The sequence below is a fragment of the Ciceribacter sichuanensis genome (assembly GCF_024055605.1).
GTDB classification, from domain to species: domain Bacteria; phylum Pseudomonadota; class Alphaproteobacteria; order Rhizobiales; family Rhizobiaceae; genus Allorhizobium; species Allorhizobium sichuanense.
Genome location: NZ_JAMXLX010000006.1, coordinates 65,162 through 80,890 on the forward strand (window position 1 = coordinate 65,162; position 15,729 = coordinate 80,890).

The 15,729-nt window shown below is 64.5% G+C and carries 15 protein-coding genes; 3 read left to right on the top strand and 12 right to left on the bottom strand.

The annotated features are described in order from the left end of the window. Nucleotides 1–2 precede the first annotated feature (2 nt). From NBH21_RS17670 to NBH21_RS17685, 4 genes are all read right to left on the bottom strand, one after another. Nucleotides 3–926: an ABC transporter permease gene (locus tag NBH21_RS17670; protein ID WP_250911885.1), complete on the bottom strand. Its 924-nt coding sequence runs from the start codon at nt 924–926 to the stop codon at nt 3–5. Nucleotides 927–1,043: 117 nt separating this feature from the next. After that, entirely contained in the window at nt 1,044–2,099 is a 1,056-nt protein-coding gene (locus tag NBH21_RS17675; RefSeq protein WP_250911884.1) for an ABC transporter permease, read from the bottom strand. Further along, the gene (locus tag NBH21_RS17680) at nt 2,092–3,657 is read right to left on the bottom strand and encodes an ABC transporter ATP-binding protein (protein ID WP_250911883.1); all 1,566 of its coding nucleotides are present in this window, start codon (nt 3,655–3,657) and stop codon (nt 2,092–2,094) included. Before NBH21_RS17680 ends, NBH21_RS17675 begins: the two co-directional genes overlap by 8 nt. Then, entirely contained in the window at nt 3,654–4,772 is a 1,119-nt protein-coding gene (locus NBH21_RS17685) for a BMP family ABC transporter substrate-binding protein (RefSeq protein WP_250911882.1), read from the bottom strand. The genes NBH21_RS17680 and NBH21_RS17685 overlap by 4 nt, the downstream gene beginning before the upstream one ends. Nucleotides 4,773–4,993: 221 nt before the next feature. On the opposite strand from NBH21_RS17685, the gene NBH21_RS17690 reads away from it, so the two are divergent. Continuing rightward, the gene (locus tag NBH21_RS17690; RefSeq protein WP_250911881.1) at nt 4,994–5,953 is read left to right on the top strand and encodes a LysR family transcriptional regulator; all 960 of its coding nucleotides are present in this window, start codon (nt 4,994–4,996) and stop codon (nt 5,951–5,953) included. Continuing rightward, nucleotides 5,950–7,008, top strand: coding sequence for an isopenicillin N synthase family dioxygenase (locus NBH21_RS17695; protein WP_250911880.1), 1,059 nt, complete (start codon nt 5,950–5,952; stop codon nt 7,006–7,008). The genes NBH21_RS17690 and NBH21_RS17695 overlap by 4 nt, the downstream gene beginning before the upstream one ends. 113 nt (nt 7,009–7,121) lie before the next feature. On the opposite strand, the gene NBH21_RS17700 is transcribed toward NBH21_RS17695, so the two are convergent. The 3 genes from NBH21_RS17700 to NBH21_RS17710 all read right to left on the bottom strand — a co-directional run bounded on the left by NBH21_RS17700 (nt 7,122) and on the right by NBH21_RS17710 (nt 9,969). After that, nucleotides 7,122–8,366: a Zn-dependent hydrolase gene (locus NBH21_RS17700; RefSeq protein WP_250911925.1), complete on the bottom strand. Its 1,245-nt coding sequence runs from the start codon at nt 8,364–8,366 to the stop codon at nt 7,122–7,124. Between the two features lie 114 nt (nt 8,367–8,480). Continuing rightward, complete coding sequence (locus tag NBH21_RS17705) at nt 8,481–9,125, bottom strand: TenA family protein (protein WP_250911879.1); 645 nt, start codon at nt 9,123–9,125, stop codon at nt 8,481–8,483. 1 nt (nt 9,126) lies between these two features. Then, nucleotides 9,127–9,969, bottom strand: coding sequence for a BtpA/SgcQ family protein (locus NBH21_RS17710; protein WP_250911878.1), 843 nt, complete (start codon nt 9,967–9,969; stop codon nt 9,127–9,129). A 42-nt stretch (nt 9,970–10,011) separates the two neighbouring features. On the opposite strand from NBH21_RS17710, the gene NBH21_RS17715 reads away from it, so the two are divergent. Continuing rightward, entirely contained in the window at nt 10,012–10,911 is a 900-nt protein-coding gene (locus NBH21_RS17715) for a PfkB family carbohydrate kinase (protein ID WP_250911877.1), read from the top strand. Between the two features lie 157 nt (nt 10,912–11,068). Here the strand turns inward: NBH21_RS17715 and NBH21_RS17720 are convergent, their stop codons facing one another. The 5 genes from NBH21_RS17720 to NBH21_RS17740 are packed head-to-tail and all read right to left on the bottom strand — an operon-like array spanning nt 11,069 to nt 15,707. Then, entirely contained in the window at nt 11,069–11,839 is a 771-nt protein-coding gene (locus NBH21_RS17720) for a glutamine amidotransferase (RefSeq protein ID WP_250911876.1), read from the bottom strand. 32 nt (nt 11,840–11,871) lie between these two features. Next, a complete protein-coding gene (locus NBH21_RS17725) occupies nt 11,872–12,894 on the bottom strand; it encodes a phosphotriesterase family protein (protein WP_250911924.1) in 1,023 nt (340 codons plus the stop codon). A 52-nt stretch (nt 12,895–12,946) separates the two neighbouring features. Further along, a complete protein-coding gene (locus NBH21_RS17730) occupies nt 12,947–13,948 on the bottom strand; it encodes an ABC transporter permease (RefSeq protein WP_250911875.1) in 1,002 nt (333 codons plus the stop codon). Beyond that, nucleotides 13,945–14,757: an ATP-binding cassette domain-containing protein gene (locus tag NBH21_RS17735; RefSeq protein ID WP_250911874.1), complete on the bottom strand. Its 813-nt coding sequence runs from the start codon at nt 14,755–14,757 to the stop codon at nt 13,945–13,947. Before NBH21_RS17735 ends, NBH21_RS17730 begins: the two co-directional genes overlap by 4 nt. Continuing rightward, nucleotides 14,754–15,707 carry an ABC transporter substrate-binding protein gene (locus tag NBH21_RS17740; RefSeq protein ID WP_250911873.1) on the bottom strand — a complete coding sequence of 318 codons (954 nt, stop codon included), beginning with the start codon at nt 15,705–15,707 and terminating at the stop codon, nt 14,754–14,756. Before NBH21_RS17740 ends, NBH21_RS17735 begins: the two co-directional genes overlap by 4 nt. Nucleotides 15,708–15,729 lie beyond the last annotated feature (22 nt).

Here is a 15,729-nt window from a genome sequence, read left to right on the forward strand (position 1 = left end):
GGTCAGTGCTTGTCCTGCCGCAGGTAGATGCGGCCGAGGAAGGCGGGCTCGCCGGAGCGCCGGCCGAAGACCGAGCCGGCAACCAGCACGGCAAGCGTCAGCAGATAGGGTAGCGTCATCGTCAGGTAGACCGGGATATCCGCGCCGACGGCCTGCAGCCGTGGCACCAGCGCATCGGCGCTGCCGAAGACGAGCGCGCCGACGAGCGCCCGCGCCGGGTTCCAGCGGGCGAAGATCACCAGCGCGACGGCGACCCAGCCGCGCGACGCCACCATGCCCTCCACCCAGACATGGCTGGTGGCGACCGAGAGATAGGAGCCGGCAAGGCCGCAAAGCGCGCCGGAGGCGATCACCGCACCCAGCTGGACCAGTTGCACGTCGATGCCGGCGATATCGGCCGCGGCGGGGTTTTCACCGACGGCACGCAGGCGAAGACCGCTGCGGCTCATGGCCATCCACCACCAGACGACGAGAACGAGAACCGGCAGCGCCACCGTCACAGGATCCTGCACCGCCATGAAGCGTCCGAGTGCGGTGTCCCGGCCGATGCCGAAAAGATCGCCGAAGGTCGAAATGCCGGCGAATGTCTTCTGCATGTAGGGCCGGCCGATGACGCCGGTCACGCCGAGGCCGATGGCGACGACGGCAAGGCCGGCGAGCGTGTGGTCGACGCGCAGCACGACGGTCGAGAGGCCGAAGAGGATCGCAAGTGCGACACCCGCGCCGATGCCGGCCGTAAGCGCCAGCCACGGATCGACGCCCGAAAGCGCTGCAATCGCCCCGCTCATCGCGCCGACGGCCATGAAGCCTTCCGCCCCGAGATTGAGAACGCCCGCCCTCTCGCAGATGATGAGGCCGAGGCTCGCCAGCAAAAGCGGCGTGGTATAGCTCGGAATGATGGCGAGCCAGCCGATCAGGAAATCCATGCCATCCTCTCTTTCTGGAGCATTTCCGGCGACGACAGAATCGCCTTCAATGCTCTATCTCTTTGTTTTTCAGCAATTCCGGACGCAAAACCGGTTCCCACTTTTGCTGGAATTGCTCTAGACCGGCCGGTTGAGCGAATAGGTGCTGAAGAACTGTGCCATCAGGATCGACAGGAGCACCGTCCCCTGCACCAGCACGATCATCGCCTCGGATATCGAATAGAACACCTTCAGCACATTGCCGGCGGTGAAGACCGCGCCAAGCGCCACGGCGACGACCAGAACCCAGAGCGGCTTTGCCCGGGCGAGATAGGCGATCACGATGGCGCTGAAGAGATAGCCGTTGCCGATGGTCTGGTTCAGGCGATGCTCGGTGCCGGAAACGATCATCATGCCGGCAAGCCCCGAAAGCGCGCCGGAAAGCAGCACCAGCCCGATCACCGTGCGGCGCACCGGCAGGCCCGTCGCCAGCGCCGTCATCGGATTGAGACCGACCGCATCGGCATAGAAGCCGGCGCGGGTATGTTCGAGCGCGAACCACACCACGAAGGCAACCGCGAGAACCACGAAAAGCCCTACATGAAGCTGGCCCCAGCCGAGACCGGAAAAACGCGCGGTCTCTGCAAAGGCGGCCGTCACGGGAAAGCTGTTTGCCGGATCGCGCCATGCGCCGAACAAAAGATGCTGCACCAGCAGGAAGGCGACGCTGCCGAGCAGCAGCGTCGAGATCACCTCGTTGACGCCCCATTTCAGCTTGAGGAACAGAGAAATCGCGATCCAGCCCGCGCCGGCAAGGACCGCGAGCACCATCATCAGCGGCAGTTGCAGGCTTGCCGGGCCGATGCCGTTCAGCGCCACCCAGGTGGCGGCCACCGCGCCGAGCCAGAGCTGGCCCTCGATCCCGATGTTCCAGAAACGCACCCGCATGGCGACCGCCGAGGCCAGCCCGACGAGAACGAGCGGCAGCGCGGCCGTCACCGTCTGGGAGAGGCCGTCGGAGGTCAGGAAGGCGGCGACGATGAATTCGTCGATCAGGGCCTCAGGCGGAACGCCCGCCTGAACGAGAAGAACGGCCGAGATGGCGAGCCCCATGGTGAGGCCGCCGACATAACAGAGACTGCTGAGCAGGAAGCCGGGCTGCTGCCGGCGAACGAGGAATGCTGTATCAAGCATGGCCGGCCAGAAGCGCTCCGATCCATTCCGGGGTAACGTCTTGCGCCGGGCGGCAGCCGACGATCGTTCCCCTGTTCATGACTGCCACGCGGTGGGAGAGCGAGAGGACTTCCTGCAGGTCCTCGCTGATCAGCAGGCAGGCCGCGCCCGCCTCCACCGCCTTGCGGATGGCCGAGCGCACGAATTGCGTCGCCCGCATGTCGAGCCCGCGCGAGGGCGAATGCGCGACCAGCACCTTCATGCCGTCATCGAGTTCGCGCGCGAGAAGCACCTTCTGGGCGTTGCCGCCCGAAAGCAGCGCCGCACTCCGTTCGGGCGCTGCACCGCGGATATCGAAGGTCTCGATGGCGCGCTCCGCCGCCTGCCGCATGCGGCCGCGGTTGAGGAAGAACAGGCCGCCGGCGGCGCCATCGGCGACCGTGGTGAGCGCGAGGTTATCGGCAATCGACATTTCCCGGATGAGGCCCGTGGCGAAACGATCGGCCGGGATGACGCGCAGCCCCGCCTCGCGCCGTCTGCGCGGATCGGCGGTGGCGATATCTTCGCCGTTCAGCATCACCGAGCCTGCATCCGGCCGTTCCAGCCCGAGCAGGCAGGCGACCAGTTCCTCCTGGCCGTTGCCGCCGACGCCGGCGATGCCGAGCACTTCCGAGGCACGAAGCTCGAGGTCGAGACCCACAAGACCCTGCCGATGCTCTCCCGCATGCAGGGAGAGGCCATTGATCTCAAGACAGACCGGCCCGGGAATGCTATCCGGCCGGCCGCTGACGGTCAGCGTCTCGCCCACCATCAACAGGGCGATCTCGGTTTCCGAGACCTCCGCAACCTTCGCGCCGGAAAGCACGGTCCTGCCATGCCGCATCACCGTGACGCGATCGCAGAAGGCGGAGACCTCGCGGAACTTGTGGGTAATCAGCACCACCGCATGGCCCGCCCGCGACAGGCGGCGGACGAAGGAGAGAAGCGCTTCTGCCTCCTCTTCCGTCAGCACCGCCGTCGGCTCGTCGAGCACGAGGATGCGGGCGCCGAGCAGCAGCACTTTGACGATCTCGACGCGCTGGCGTTCGGCAATCGAAAGATCGGCGACCACCTTGTGCGGATCGACCGGCAGGCCGATTTCGGCGGATTTGGCTGAAATCAGCGCCGCGGCCTCGGCGGGCGAGCGTAGCGTGCTCTTGCGGCCGAGGCCGAGAAGGACGTTTTCGGCAACCGTGAAGCTGTCGACCAGCCGGAAATGCTGGTGGACCATGCCGAGGCCGGCGGCCGCCGCCTCCACCGGGCTGCGCGGGCTGATCGCCTCGCCGTTCATCACCTGCTCGCCGCTGTCGGCGGCATAGACGCCGGTCGCCACGTTCATCAGCGTGGACTTTCCGGCGCCGTTCTCGCCAACGATGGCATGCACTTCGCCCCATTCGAGCGCAAACGCCGCCTCGACGAGTGCCGGGCGCCCGTCGAATGCCTTGCCGATCCCCCGCATTTCAAGTGCGGGGGCGCTGCCGAAAGACGTTTCCGGCCGGCTGTTGGCTGGCTTGGGCGCGGTCTGGGGCGCAGTCGTCATTGCTGAGCCGGCATGGTGCCGGTGATGCCCTCGACGAAGTAGTCCATGGACCACAGCGCGGCATCGTCGACCTTGGCTCCGGCCTCGACGACGACGGTGCCGTCCTGTTTCTTCAGGGGACCCTGGAAGGGATCGAGCTTGCCGGCGATGATGTCCTGCTTTGCGGCTTCGATCTTTGCCTTGGTCTCGTCGGAGACGGTCGGTCCGAAGGGCGCGAGATCGACGACGCCCTTGTCGAGGCCTTCGAATGCGCCGTATTCCTCGGGCTTCCAGCTGCCGTCGATAATCTCCTTGATCGTCGGCACGAGATACTTCTCCCACTTGAAGACGACAGACGTCTGGATGGTCTTCGGCGCGGCATGGGACATGTCGAGCTGGAAGCCGATGGAGGGCACGCCCGCCTTTTCGGCGGCATCGAGCGCCGAGGTGGCGGAAAGGTTGGTGGCGAGAACATCGGCCTTCTGGTCGAGGATCGCCTGGGCGACCTGACCTTCCTTGACCGGATCCCACCAGGAATTGGTGTAGACCGCGATGGTCTCGATCGACGGATCGACCGAGCGGGCGCCGAGCGCGAAGCTGTTGATGTCCCAGTTCACCACGCCGACCGGGAAGCCCGCGAGAATGCCGATCTTCTTGGTCTTGGTGGCCTGTCCCGCGGCGACGCCGGCGAGATACCAGCCCTGATAGGTGCGGGCGTAGAAGCTTTCCATGTTCGGACCGTTCTCGGTGCCGGAGGCGCTGAGGAAGGCGACGTTCGGATAGGCCTTCGCGGCTTCTGCCATCGGGGCGCTGTAGCCGTAGGTGGTGCCGACGATGATGTTGAAGCCGCGCTTGACGTAGAGGTCGATGGCCGCGCGCAGCTTGGTTGCCTCTTCCGGAATGTTCTCCGTCACGGCGACGGGAACCTTGAGCTCTTCCTCGACGGCCTTGCGGCCGGCTTCCAACGCTTCGTTCCAGCCGCCATCCTGCGCGGCGCTGGCATAGATGAAGGCGACCTTGGGCTCGCCTTCCAGCGTGAAGGCGAAGGCGCCGGATGCGACCGACGATGCGAGGATCGCCGCCGTTGCGGCGATCAGACAGGACCCGGCAGAGCGCTTGGGTTTGCGGATTGTCATTTCTTGGTTCCCCTTTTTTCCAATGGTCTCTTGCAGTTCGACACGGTTCGACGGGCGCGCAAAATGCCGCGCTGCCGGCGTTTTCGTGGGAGGTCCTTGCGTTTCGTGCAAAAGCGGATTGGCTCTTGTGCGGTGCATAAAAGCCGATTACGGTCGTTCATGCAATAAAAATAATCATGCCCAATTTATCGGCATATTGTTCAGGATTATGGACGATCAGCGTGAATACCGAGGCCCTGGCATCCTTCGTGAAGATTGCGGAACTGCGCTCGCTGTCATCGGCGGCGAAGCTTTACGGGCTGCCGAAATCGACGCTGAGCCTCAGGATCAAGCAGCTTGAGACCGACCTGAACGTCGAGCTTTTCGAACGTTCCGGCCGCAATCTGGTGCTGACCGAGGCGGGCCAGATGCTGCTGAAGCATGCAAGGCAGATCCTGCAGAGCTGCGATGCGGCGCGGGCCGCCGTGACCGAGCTTAGCGACGACGTGGCGGGCACGCTGCGCATCGGCGCGACCGGCGAGTTCGGCACTGCCTTCTACGCCCAGATGCTGATCGCCTTCAGGAAGCTCTATCCCAATGTGGAGATCGAGCTGACCTTCTTCTCGCCCAATGTTCTCTATGCGGCCGAAAGCTTCGACACGCTCGATGCGGTGATTTCCTGGGACGAGGGAAACGACGAGGGCGAGACCCTTTCGACGGCGACCTTTTCGCTCTTTGCCAGCCGCAGCTACATCGAGCGCGCCGGCATGCCGAAGACACCGGCCGATCTCGCCGAGCATCAGGGCATCGTCTACCGCACGCCCGGCGGGTTGCAGAACTGGCGGCTGCAGAAGGGCTCCGCCCAGGAAAGCATCCTGCCGCGCAGCAGCCTGATCGCCAACGACTACTGGACCGTGAAATATTTCGCCGTGGCGGGCGAAGGCATCGCCTATCTGCCGCGCTTCTTCACGGCCATCGAATGCGAGCGTGGTCATCTCGTGCCGCTGCTCGAAAACTGGGAATCGGCCGAACGGCGCGTCAGCATCCGTCTCACGCGTCCGCACGCGCCGTCCCGCAAGATGGCGGCCTTCATGGATGTCTGCCGCCGCTACTTCTCGCCCGGCTTCGAGTTCACGGGGCCACGTTACTACGTCGAGGCGATCTACGATCCGAACCAACCAGACGAGGGAAAAACAAGATGAAGGTACTGGAAACCGGCAATGGCGCACGCGCCATGAAGAACGGCGGTCTCGATCCGCAGCGCATCAGCTTCGAGGAAATCCCGATCATCGACCTTGAGCCGATGTTCTCCGGCGACGCCGCCGCCAAGGCAAAGCTTGCCGAAGACCTGCGCAAGGCCTGCACCGAGGTCGGCTTCCTCTACATCAAGAACCACCACGTTCCGGCCGAAGTGCTGGCCGGCACCTTTGCCGCCGCCGAGACCTATTTCGGCCAGCCGGACGAGGTGAAGATGGCAAACCATGTCTCCAAGTCGAAGAACAATCGCGGCTATGCGGCGATGCTGGAGGAAAACACCGACCCGACCGCGCGCGGCGACCTGCACGAATCCTTCGATATCGCGCTCGACGTGCCGGCCGACGATCCGGACGTGAAGGCCGGCAAGGTGCTCTACGGCCCGAACCAGTGGCCGTCGGACATGCCGGAATTCCGCAAGGCGCTGGAAACCTACCATGTCGAGATGCTGAAGCTCTCCGGCCATCTGCTGCATGCCTTCGCGCTGGCGCTCGGGCTTGAGGAAACCTATTTCGACGATATGGTCGGCAAGCCGCTCGCAACGCTGCGCGTCCTGCATTACCCGCCGCAGTTCGGCGAGATCGACGACCGCCAGATCGGCATCGGCGCCCATTCCGACTATGAGTGCTTCACCATTCTCGCCCAGAAGGACGGCATTTCCGCCCTGCAGGTGCTCAACGCCGCCGGCGAGTGGATCGCCGCCGATCCGATTCCGGGCTGCTTCGTCGTCAATGTCGGCGACCAGATGGCGCGCTGGACCAACGATCTCTTCGCCTCGACGGTGCACCGCGCGATCAACCGCTCGGGCCGCGAGCGCTACTCGATCCCGTTCTTCTTCGGCCCCAACTACGACACGGTGGTCGAGGCGCTGCCAAGCTGCGTCGACGAGAATCATCCGGCCAAGTATCCGCCGGTCACTTCCGGCGACTACGTCAATGGCCGCTTCGCCGCGACCTTCGCCCATTACGGCAAGGACAACGAGGCAGAGGCGAGCGCGCACTGATCCCCGTCCTGATCGTGTCAGCCGTTTCGGCATGACGTTTCATCCCGCGGGGCCAGGCCTCGCGGGATTTTTCATTCTCGGCAATGGGGGAATTGTCTCTGCCGGGCGTGCGTTCAGACATCCGCCGATGCCGTGAGCATCCGCACGGCCTGCATCATCACCCGGCAGCCGGCGATAGCATCGGCCGGTTCCACAAATTCCGCTTCGTTGTGGCTCAAACCGTCGCGGCAGGGCACGAAGATCATGGCGGCGGGTGCGATGCGGTTGGCGAAGAGAGCATCGTGGAACGCGCCCGACAGCATGCGCCGGCTCGGCATCTGCAGGCTGGACGCGGCGTCCTCGATCTTGTCCTGCAAACCCTCGTCAAACACGCAAGGAGCCATGTCGAACAGCCGCCGGATCGCCGCGGTGCAGCCCTGCCCGCCCGCCTCCTTCGAAAACGCCGCTGAAATCTTCGCTTCCAGCGCATCGAGGCTTGCGGAGTCGGGATGGCGGATATCGACCGTGCACCTGACATCTTCGGGAATGGCGTTCACCGAACCCGGCGAAAGCCTGAGGCTGCCGACGGTGAAGCGGGCATTCTCGTCTTCCGGCATGATCGTGTCGTAGAGGCCGGAAAGCGCTGCCGAAAGCGCCCGCATCGGGTCGCGACGATAGGAAAGGCCCGTCGTTCCCGCATGCGCCGTCTGGCCTGTGACCGTGACTTCCAGCCAGCGAGTGCCCTGAATGCCGGTGACGACGCCGATAGGAATGTTTTCCGCTTCCAGCGAGGGGCCTTGCTCGATATGGATCTCGATATAGGAATAAACAGGAAAGCCGAGAGGTCGCATCTCCGCTTCGGGAAGGCTTTCGATGGTGGCGGCAAGCTCCTGCGTAAACGATGCGCCATCGGTTGCCTGCTTGTCCGCCCACTCCTCCGGTATCGCGCCGGCGGCAAAGGCCATCGAACCCATGCAGCCCGGCGCGAAGCGGCAGCCCTCTTCATTGGTCCATGCCACCACTTCCACCGGCCGGTCCGTTTGCGTGCCGGCGTCTTCGAGGCTTTCCAGCACCTCGAAGGCCGAGAGCGTGCCGAGCGCGCCGTCGTAACGTCCGCCGGCCGGCTGGCTGTCGAGATGGCTGCCGATCATCAGCGGGGCCAGCGTCTCGTCGCGGCCGGGACGGCGGATGAAGAGGTTCGCCATCGGATCCTGAAAGATCCGGAAGCCGCGGGCGAGCGCAAGGCCCGCCAGCATCCGCCGGGCCTGCCGGTCGCCTTCGGTCAGCGCCTGCCGGTTGACGCCGCCCTTCGGCAGGGCGCCGATTTCGGCGAATTCCGCAAGGCGGCGGTTCAGGCGGTTTCCGTCGATGGCGAACATGGTCATGGCTTTCAGAGCAATTCCAGCAAAAGTGGGAACCGGTCTTGCGTCCGGAATTGCGTTAGAAGAAGAAGGTAGAGCATTGAAGGCGATCCTGTTTTCGCCGGATATGCTCTATAGATAGGGTGCGTCGTGGAAGGTGATTTCGAGCGCCTGCGCCTTGCCGAAGATGGTGCTGAGCCGCGTGCGCTCTTCCGCCGGCATGTCCTTGCCGGCCTCGTCGAGTTCGGCCTTCAGCCACCGCGCCTGTGCCGCGAAATCCTCATGCGCATGGAGATCGACCCATTCCTTGAGCAGCGGATCGCTGATCTTGGTGGCGGCGGCCTCCTTCGACCACGTCCAGTACATCCATTCCGCCGCAAACATTGCCGCGACCGTGTCGAGATAGCCGCCATCGCGGGCAATCGCTACCATGCCGTCGCGGAAGGCGGCGACTTCGGGAATGGCGGTGTCGAAGGCGGAGGGATCGATGCCGCGTTCGGCAAAGGTCTTCTCGAAATAGGCGATCTGCTGGTTGGCCAGCGCATCGAGCACGCCGATCAGCCAGCGCTTGCGGGCGATGGTGTCGGCTTTCGCGGCGGCGAAGGCGAAGATCGAGATGGCGGCATCGACGAAATCGCCCTCGAAGACGAGGTAGCGTTCGAACACCGCCTTGGGCAGACGGTCGGCCTTGATGTCCTCGACGAAGCGGTGATGCACCATGGCCTCGAACACCGGCTGGTTCTCGCGCAGGATCTGCTCGGAAAGCGTCTCGGTCATGTCAGGCCTCCAGAGCCGGGCGGGCGGCCTCGACGAAGGCCTGGACGCGGGCCGGTTCCACCGGGTTCCACCACACGCCGTCGACCTTCAGCGACGAGGCGACGATGACGCCACTGGTGCGTTTCAGGATTTCCACGACGTTGTCATTGGTGACGCCGGAGCCGACGAGCAGCGGCAGGTGGGTCGCCTGGCCGATTTCCTCGATCTCCTCGATGGTCGCCGAATTGCCGGTGCGCTGGCCGGTAGCGATCACGGCGTCGGCGTCGAAGAAGGCGAGATCGCGGGTCAGTTCGCCGATGGTGCGGTCGGCGGTGATCGCATGCGCGCCATGCTTTACATGGCTGTCGGCGAAGACCTTGATGTGCTCGGCCCGCAGCATCGAACGGTAGCGCATGGCTTCCGCCGCACGGCCTTCCATGAAGCCCTCATTGGCGACATAGGCATTGGCCCACTGGTTGACGCGAATGAACTTGGCGCCGCCGGCCATGGCGATGGCAAACGCCGGGATCGGCGCGTTGGCGAGCACGTTGACGCCGAGCGGAACGCCGGTGGCGCGCGCGATGCGGTCCGTCACCACCGACATGAAGGCTGCCGTCTCGGGGCCGATATCCTCCGGTTTGGAGAAGGGAATGTCGCCGTGGTTTTCGACCATCAGGCCGTGCATGCCGCCTTCGACCAGCGCCTCGGCATCGCGCATGCAGGCGTCGTAGATCGTGTCCATCGCAGCACCCCGATAGCGCGGGGCGCCGGGAAAGGGCGGGCAATGGATCATGCCGATCAGCGCCTTGCCTGTGCCGAAGATTTCCCTTATGGCGCTCGAAATGTTGTCGGATATCTGTTGCATTTCCGTCCCTTTTTAAATCTCTCTCGGTCGAGAAGTCCCGCCATGCGAGCCTATGTCATCGGTAACGTCGCCGTAGACGAAACCATCTCCGTATCGTCCATGCCGGAGGCCGGAGCCTCCATCCTTGGCCGCGAGGAAACGCGCGACCTTGGCGGCAAGGGTGCCAACCAGGCGGTGGTGATGAGCCGTACCGGCCTTGCCACCACGCTTGTTTCGGCCGTGGGCGAGGATTTCCGCGCCCGGACCATTCGCGATCAGCTTGCCGAAGAGCCCGTCGATGCGCATCTCGTGGCGCTTGCCGGCCGCTCCAGCGATTTCTCCATCATCTTCACCACGCCCGATGGCGAGAACGCCATCGTCACCACCACCGAATCCGCCGGCTCGCTGACGCTTGCCGATGCCCTGCCGGCGCTCGACGCAGCAGCCAAGGGCGACCTTGTCGTGCTGCAGGGCAATCTCGGCGAGGACGCCACCCGCGACATTCTCCGGGAAGCCAAGGGACGCGGCCTTGTCACCGCCTTCAACCCCTCGCCTCTCAGGCCCTATTTCGCCGGCTTCTGGCCCTTCGTCGACATCGCCTTCCTGAACCGTGGCGAGGCCGAAAGCCTTGCCGGTTCGTCGGATGCTTCCGCCGCAACCCGCCTGATCGAGGCGGGTGTGCGGCATGTGGTTCTGACCCTCGGTGCCGACGGCGCGCTGCTTGCGAGCCACGACGGGCCCGTCGCCGCAATTCCCGCCGTTGCCGCAAAGGCGATCGACACCACCGGAGCGGGCGATACCTTCATGGCCGTCGCGCTTGCCTCGGCGGCGCTGCGCGGGGTCGAACCCGATGCCCGCGCCATCGGCCATGCCGCGGCAGCCTCCGCACTCACCGTCAGCCGTCGCGGCACCCGCCTCGCCTTCCCGACATCGGAAGAACTCGCGAAGATCCTGGCGGGCTGAGGCCTGCCAACTCCCCCTGCGAATTCCCCCTCTGGCCTGCCGGCCATCTCCCCCACAAGGGGGGAGAGACCCAGCCGCTGACGTAACGGCCGGGTTAAACCCTCCCCCTTGTGGGAGGGTTTGGGAGGGGCTTTCAGCCGCGACTGCCCGGCTATGCTCAGGCCTTGGCGTTCAGCCAGCCGAGGATGTTCTTCCACAGGCGGCCATAGCCTTCCCACTCGCAGAATGCCGGGGACAGCCAGTGCGGGCCGATATCCGAGGTCCAGACTGCGGAGCGGCCCTTGCCGAAGGTGCCGGTGACGAGCAGCGGGTGGCCGCCCTGGTCTTCCGGCAGGCGGGCGACGACTTCGATGTCGGCGCGCTCGCGCACCTCGACCTCGTTGACGCCGAGAAGCAGCGGCCATTCGCCAGCCATGCCGGCAACCGTCGGATGGTCGGCCTTGGTGATGACGGGTGCGGTGCCTTCCGGAATTTCGACGCGGTCGTCATAAGGCAGGCAGGTGACGGGCAGCACGTCCTCGACCGGCGTGCGGCGCCAGCGGGCCTTGCCGTCGATGCCCTGGAAGGAGAAGTAGCCGCCGACCATCAGCAGGCTGCCGCCCTTTTCCACCCATGCCTTGATGAGCTTGAGACGGTTCGGAACGGTCTTCGAATGCAGCCACACGGCGGGCGGGAGCAGCAGCGAGTTGGCGCCGATATCCGAGAGAATGATGGTGTCGTAGGCGTCGAGGCCTTCCATCTCGAAGGGGAACTTCTCCACTGCGTCATGGGCGGTCATGTAGGTCAGCTCGAATTCGCTGCCTTCCAGTGCCTTGACCAGCGGTTCCGCGCCGAGGTGGAAGGTCACGCTGCCGAACTGGTCGAAGCCTTTGTAATGGGTGGCGGAGCTGATCCAGCTTTCACCGACGAGAAGGACTTTCTTGGTCATGTTCTTTCCGTTTCTGAATTCGTTTGGCGGTGTCAGGCTTTTGCCTCGAACACCGATCTCGGATTGTCCCGCATGAGGATGTCGAGTTGCGCGTCATCCAGTCCGTGCCGCTTCAGCCGCGGCAGGAAATGCCTGAGGATGTAGGCATAGCCGTTACCCCCATAGCGCGTCAGCATCATCTTCAGGAAGACGTCGTGAGACAGCAGGATGCGGTCGATATGGCCCCGTTCGACAAGCTTGACGATGGCGCGGGCAGCCTCCTCGTCGCTCGGGCACTGCACCTGCTGGTCGGCATAGAAGAAATCCATGCCGATCATGTCGTATTCGATGAAGGCCCCGCGTGCGGCAAGCTCGCTCTGGTAGGCGAGATCCTCATGCGAGGGGTTCATGTGGCAGAGCACGGTGTGGCGGAGATCCGCCCCTTCGGCTTCCGCTATGTCGAGCACCTTGTGGCCGAGCCGGAACCAGCCCGGCAGGTGCACCATCAGCGGCAGGCCGGTTCGGCCTTGCGCCCTTGCCGCGGCCCTGAGCGACTTTTCCTCCTCGGCCGTGAAATCGGAGGAAACCCCGATCTCGCCGATGAGGCCGATTTTCACATCGGTGCCGTCGACGCCGACATTCGCCTCGTGGACGATTTCGTCGGCGATCTGGTCGATCGTCATCCCCGCCACCTTGGCCGGGTGGGAGGAGCCGAGGTAATAGCCCGCCCCCATGACGATGTTGAGCCCGGAGGCTTTCGAGATCCGCCGGAGGGCTGCCGGGTCGCGGCCGATGCCCTGGCAGGTCGGCTCGACCACCGTCTGGCCGCCCTCGCGGGCGAAATCCTGGAGTTCCGTGATCGCCAGCGGCTCGTCGTCAAGCGTGATGTTGTGCTTGTTGACGAAGGGATCCTGGCGAAGCTCGCCGAGGATTTCCATGCAGACGAAGCCCTCGGCGAGATATTGCCGCTCCGGCGTCTTCGGCGCATGCCACCAGCAGCGGCAGTCGTTGAGGATATGCTCGTGCATCAGGGTGACGCCCAGCGCGGAAGCCGGGATCGGCCCCGCCACCGTCATCACCTTGCCGGAACGCACATGGGCTTCGGAAAGCTCGCTCGCCACGGCCGCCTCACTTCTTCTTTCCGCCGAAGCGGAAATTGGTGGTGAAGATGCGGGTGTTGAGCCAGATCGCCACCAGGATGATCGCGCCCGTCACGATCTGCGTGAAGAAGGGCGAGATATGCATGAGGATCAGGCCGTTGCCGATCACGGCGATGGTCAGCGTGCCGAGGATGGTGCCGAGAATGCTGCCACGTCCGCCCATCAGCGAGGTGCCGCCGAGAACGACGGCCGCCACCACCTGCAGTTCGAAGCCGACGGCGGCATTGGACGAGCCGGAGCCGAGACGGGCCGCGATCAACAGGCCGGCCAGCGCGCAGGCGATGCCCGAGACCATGTAGACCGATGACAGGATCCACTTCGCCGGCATGCCGACGCGACGCGCCGCTTCGAGATTGGAGCCGACCGCCACGACCTGACGGCCGTATTTGGTCGATGCGATCACCACATAGCCGATGAGCGCCACCCCGACCGCGATCAGCGCCGGTACCGGAAAGCCCAGAACCTCGCCGCGACCGAGCGCGAAGAAGCCCGGCACGTTGTTGATCGGAATGGAGTAGCCCTGCGTCAGATAGAGCGCGAAGCCGCGCAGGATCGACAGGCCGGCAAGCGTGACGATGAAGGACGGGATGCCCTGATAGGCGACGAACCAGCCCTGCGCCATGCCAAGTGCTGCGCCGAACACGATCATGCCGACGACGACGACAGGCCATGGAATGCCCATGGCGAGAATGAGCGCCGCGACCGCATTGATCAGCGCCACCTGCGAGCCGACCGAAAGGTCGATGCCGCCGGTGATGATGACGAAGGTCATGGCGATGGCGACGACGAGGATCGGCGCTGCCTGCCGCAGGACGTTGAGGATGTTGCCGGCGGTCAGGAAGGTGTCCGTGGTTGCCGAGAAGAACAGGAAACAGACGGCGAAGAACACGGCGATGGAAACCACCTGCGCATGTTCGGAGAGAAAATCGGCGACGGGCGAACCGGCCGCGCGTTCGGTATAGGCGCTCAATGTCTCCCCCCGACGATCAGTTGCACGAGATCCTGCAGATCGGTCTTGCCGATGTCGCGTTCCGCCACCTTGGTGCCTTCATACATGACGGCGATGCGGTCGCAGACGCGGAAGAGATCCTGCAGGCGGTGAGTGATGAGGATGACCGAGACACCCTTGGCCTTGACCCGGTTGATCAGGGCCAGAACGGCCTCGACTTCCGCCACGGCGAGCGCCGATGTCGGCTCGTCCATGATCAGGACCTTGGGATTGAAGGATGCGGCACGCGCAATGGCGATGGCCTGACGCTGGCCGCCGGAAAGCTTCTCGACGCGGGCGCCAAGACGCGGAATGCGGATTTCCAGCGCGTCCAGCATGGCGCGGGCCTCTTCCATCATCCGGGGACGGTCGAGAAAGGGACCCCTGGTCAGCTCGCGGCCGAGGAAGAGATTGCCGACCACGTCGATATGGTCGCACAGGCTCAGGTCCTGAAACACCATTTCGATATTGCGGTCGCGGGCATCGGCAGGGCCGGTAAAGCGGACGTCCTGTCCTTCGAGCGTGATCGAGCCGTCATCTGGGATATAGGTGCCGGAGATGATCTTGGTTAGCGTCGACTTGCCGGCCGCGTTGTCGCCGACAAGGCCGAGACACTCGCCGGGATAGATGTCGAGATCGACACCGCGCAACGCCTGATGCGAACCGAAGGTCTTGCGGATGCCGCGCAGCGAAATGCGGGGCTTGCGCGCTCCGTCTGCGCCGGGTTCCCGGGGGAGCTCTGCTCCCCCGGTCCCTGCGACAGCGGTTGGGTGCTGTCCTTCACCTGTCATTTGAAGATCGCCCGGTAGGGTTCGACGTTGTCCTTGGTGACGATCGTGATCGGAACCGAGATCGTCTTCTCGACCGTGCCGCCGCCGGAAAGCGTCTTCAGCGCGTCGACGGCCGCAGCGCCCATGGCGGACGGATCCTGCTGGATGACGGCGGTGACGTAACCGGCGTCGATGCCGGCAATCGCCTGGGCCGTGAGGTCCCAACCGAAGACCTTGACGTCCTTCTGCTTGCCCTGGCTTTCGACAGCGGCGATGGCGCCCATCAGGGCCGGCTCGCCGGTGGCGTAGACGGCGTTCATATCAGGGTTGCCGGTGATCAGGTTTTCGGCGGCTGCGAGCGCGTTGTCCTGAATGTTCTGGCCATCGACGACGCCGGCCGTGGAGACGCCTTCAGTGCCGGTCACGGTCTTTTCGAAGCCTTCCTGGCGAACGTTCTGGATGAAGGAGTTCAGCGCGCCGACCACGCCGTACTTCACCTTGCCGCCCATGTTGGCCTTCACGTAGTCGAGGAAGAAGGCGCCCATGTCGGCACCGGCCTTGGCGTTGTCGACGCCGATCTGCGCCTTCTGCGGTCCCTCGGGCAGGATGGCGTCGATGGCGACGACCGGAATGCCGGCAGCGTCGGCCTGCTGTACGGCCGGCATGATGCCGTTGACGTCGATGGCGACGACGGCGATGCCGTCCACCTTCTGCTGGATATAGGTCTCGATGGCGCTGTTCTGGGCGGCCGGATCGTTATTGGCGTTGAAGATCACCAGCTTTGCGCCGGCGGCATCGGCAGCCTTCTGCGCGCCTTCGTTCATTTGGTTGAAGAACAGGGCCTGCTGGTTGATCTGGATGAGGGCGAAGGTCTTCTGCGCGTCCTGGGCGAAGGCCGTGCCGAACGACAGTCCGGTGAAGGCGGTGGCGGCGAGGGCGGCGGTAAATGTCCTGCGTTTCAAGCTGTTCATGAGTTCATCCTCTGGTTGGTGG

Bases quoted from the DNA above. Each gene is read 5' to 3' on its own strand.
- NBH21_RS17670 (WP_250911885.1), bottom strand. From the start codon at position 926: ATGGATTTCCTGATCGGCTGGCTCGCCATCATTCCGAGCTATACCACG.
- NBH21_RS17675 (WP_250911884.1), bottom strand. From the start codon at position 2,099: ATGCTTGATACAGCATTCCTCGTTCGCCGGCAGCAGCCCGGCTTCCTG.
- NBH21_RS17680 (WP_250911883.1), bottom strand. From the start codon at position 3,657: ATGACGACTGCGCCCCAGACCGCGCCCAAGCCAGCCAACAGCCGGCCG.
- NBH21_RS17685 (WP_250911882.1), bottom strand. From the start codon at position 4,772: ATGACAATCCGCAAACCCAAGCGCTCTGCCGGGTCCTGTCTGATCGCC.
- NBH21_RS17695 (WP_250911880.1), top strand. From the start codon at position 5,950: ATGAAGGTACTGGAAACCGGCAATGGCGCACGCGCCATGAAGAACGGC.
- NBH21_RS17700 (WP_250911925.1), bottom strand. From the start codon at position 8,366: ATGTTCGCCATCGACGGAAACCGCCTGAACCGCCGCCTTGCGGAATTC.
- NBH21_RS17705 (WP_250911879.1), bottom strand. From the start codon at position 9,125: ATGACCGAGACGCTTTCCGAGCAGATCCTGCGCGAGAACCAGCCGGTG.
- NBH21_RS17710 (WP_250911878.1), bottom strand. From the start codon at position 9,969: ATGCAACAGATATCCGACAACATTTCGAGCGCCATAAGGGAAATCTTC.
- NBH21_RS17715 (WP_250911877.1), top strand. From the start codon at position 10,012: ATGCGAGCCTATGTCATCGGTAACGTCGCCGTAGACGAAACCATCTCC.
- NBH21_RS17720 (WP_250911876.1), bottom strand. From the start codon at position 11,839: ATGACCAAGAAAGTCCTTCTCGTCGGTGAAAGCTGGATCAGCTCCGCC.
- NBH21_RS17725 (WP_250911924.1), bottom strand. From the start codon at position 12,894: ATGACGGTGGCGGGGCCGATCCCGGCTTCCGCGCTGGGCGTCACCCTG.
- NBH21_RS17735 (WP_250911874.1), bottom strand. From the start codon at position 14,757: ATGACAGGTGAAGGACAGCACCCAACCGCTGTCGCAGGGACCGGGGGA.
- NBH21_RS17740 (WP_250911873.1), bottom strand. From the start codon at position 15,707: ATGAACAGCTTGAAACGCAGGACATTTACCGCCGCCCTCGCCGCCACC.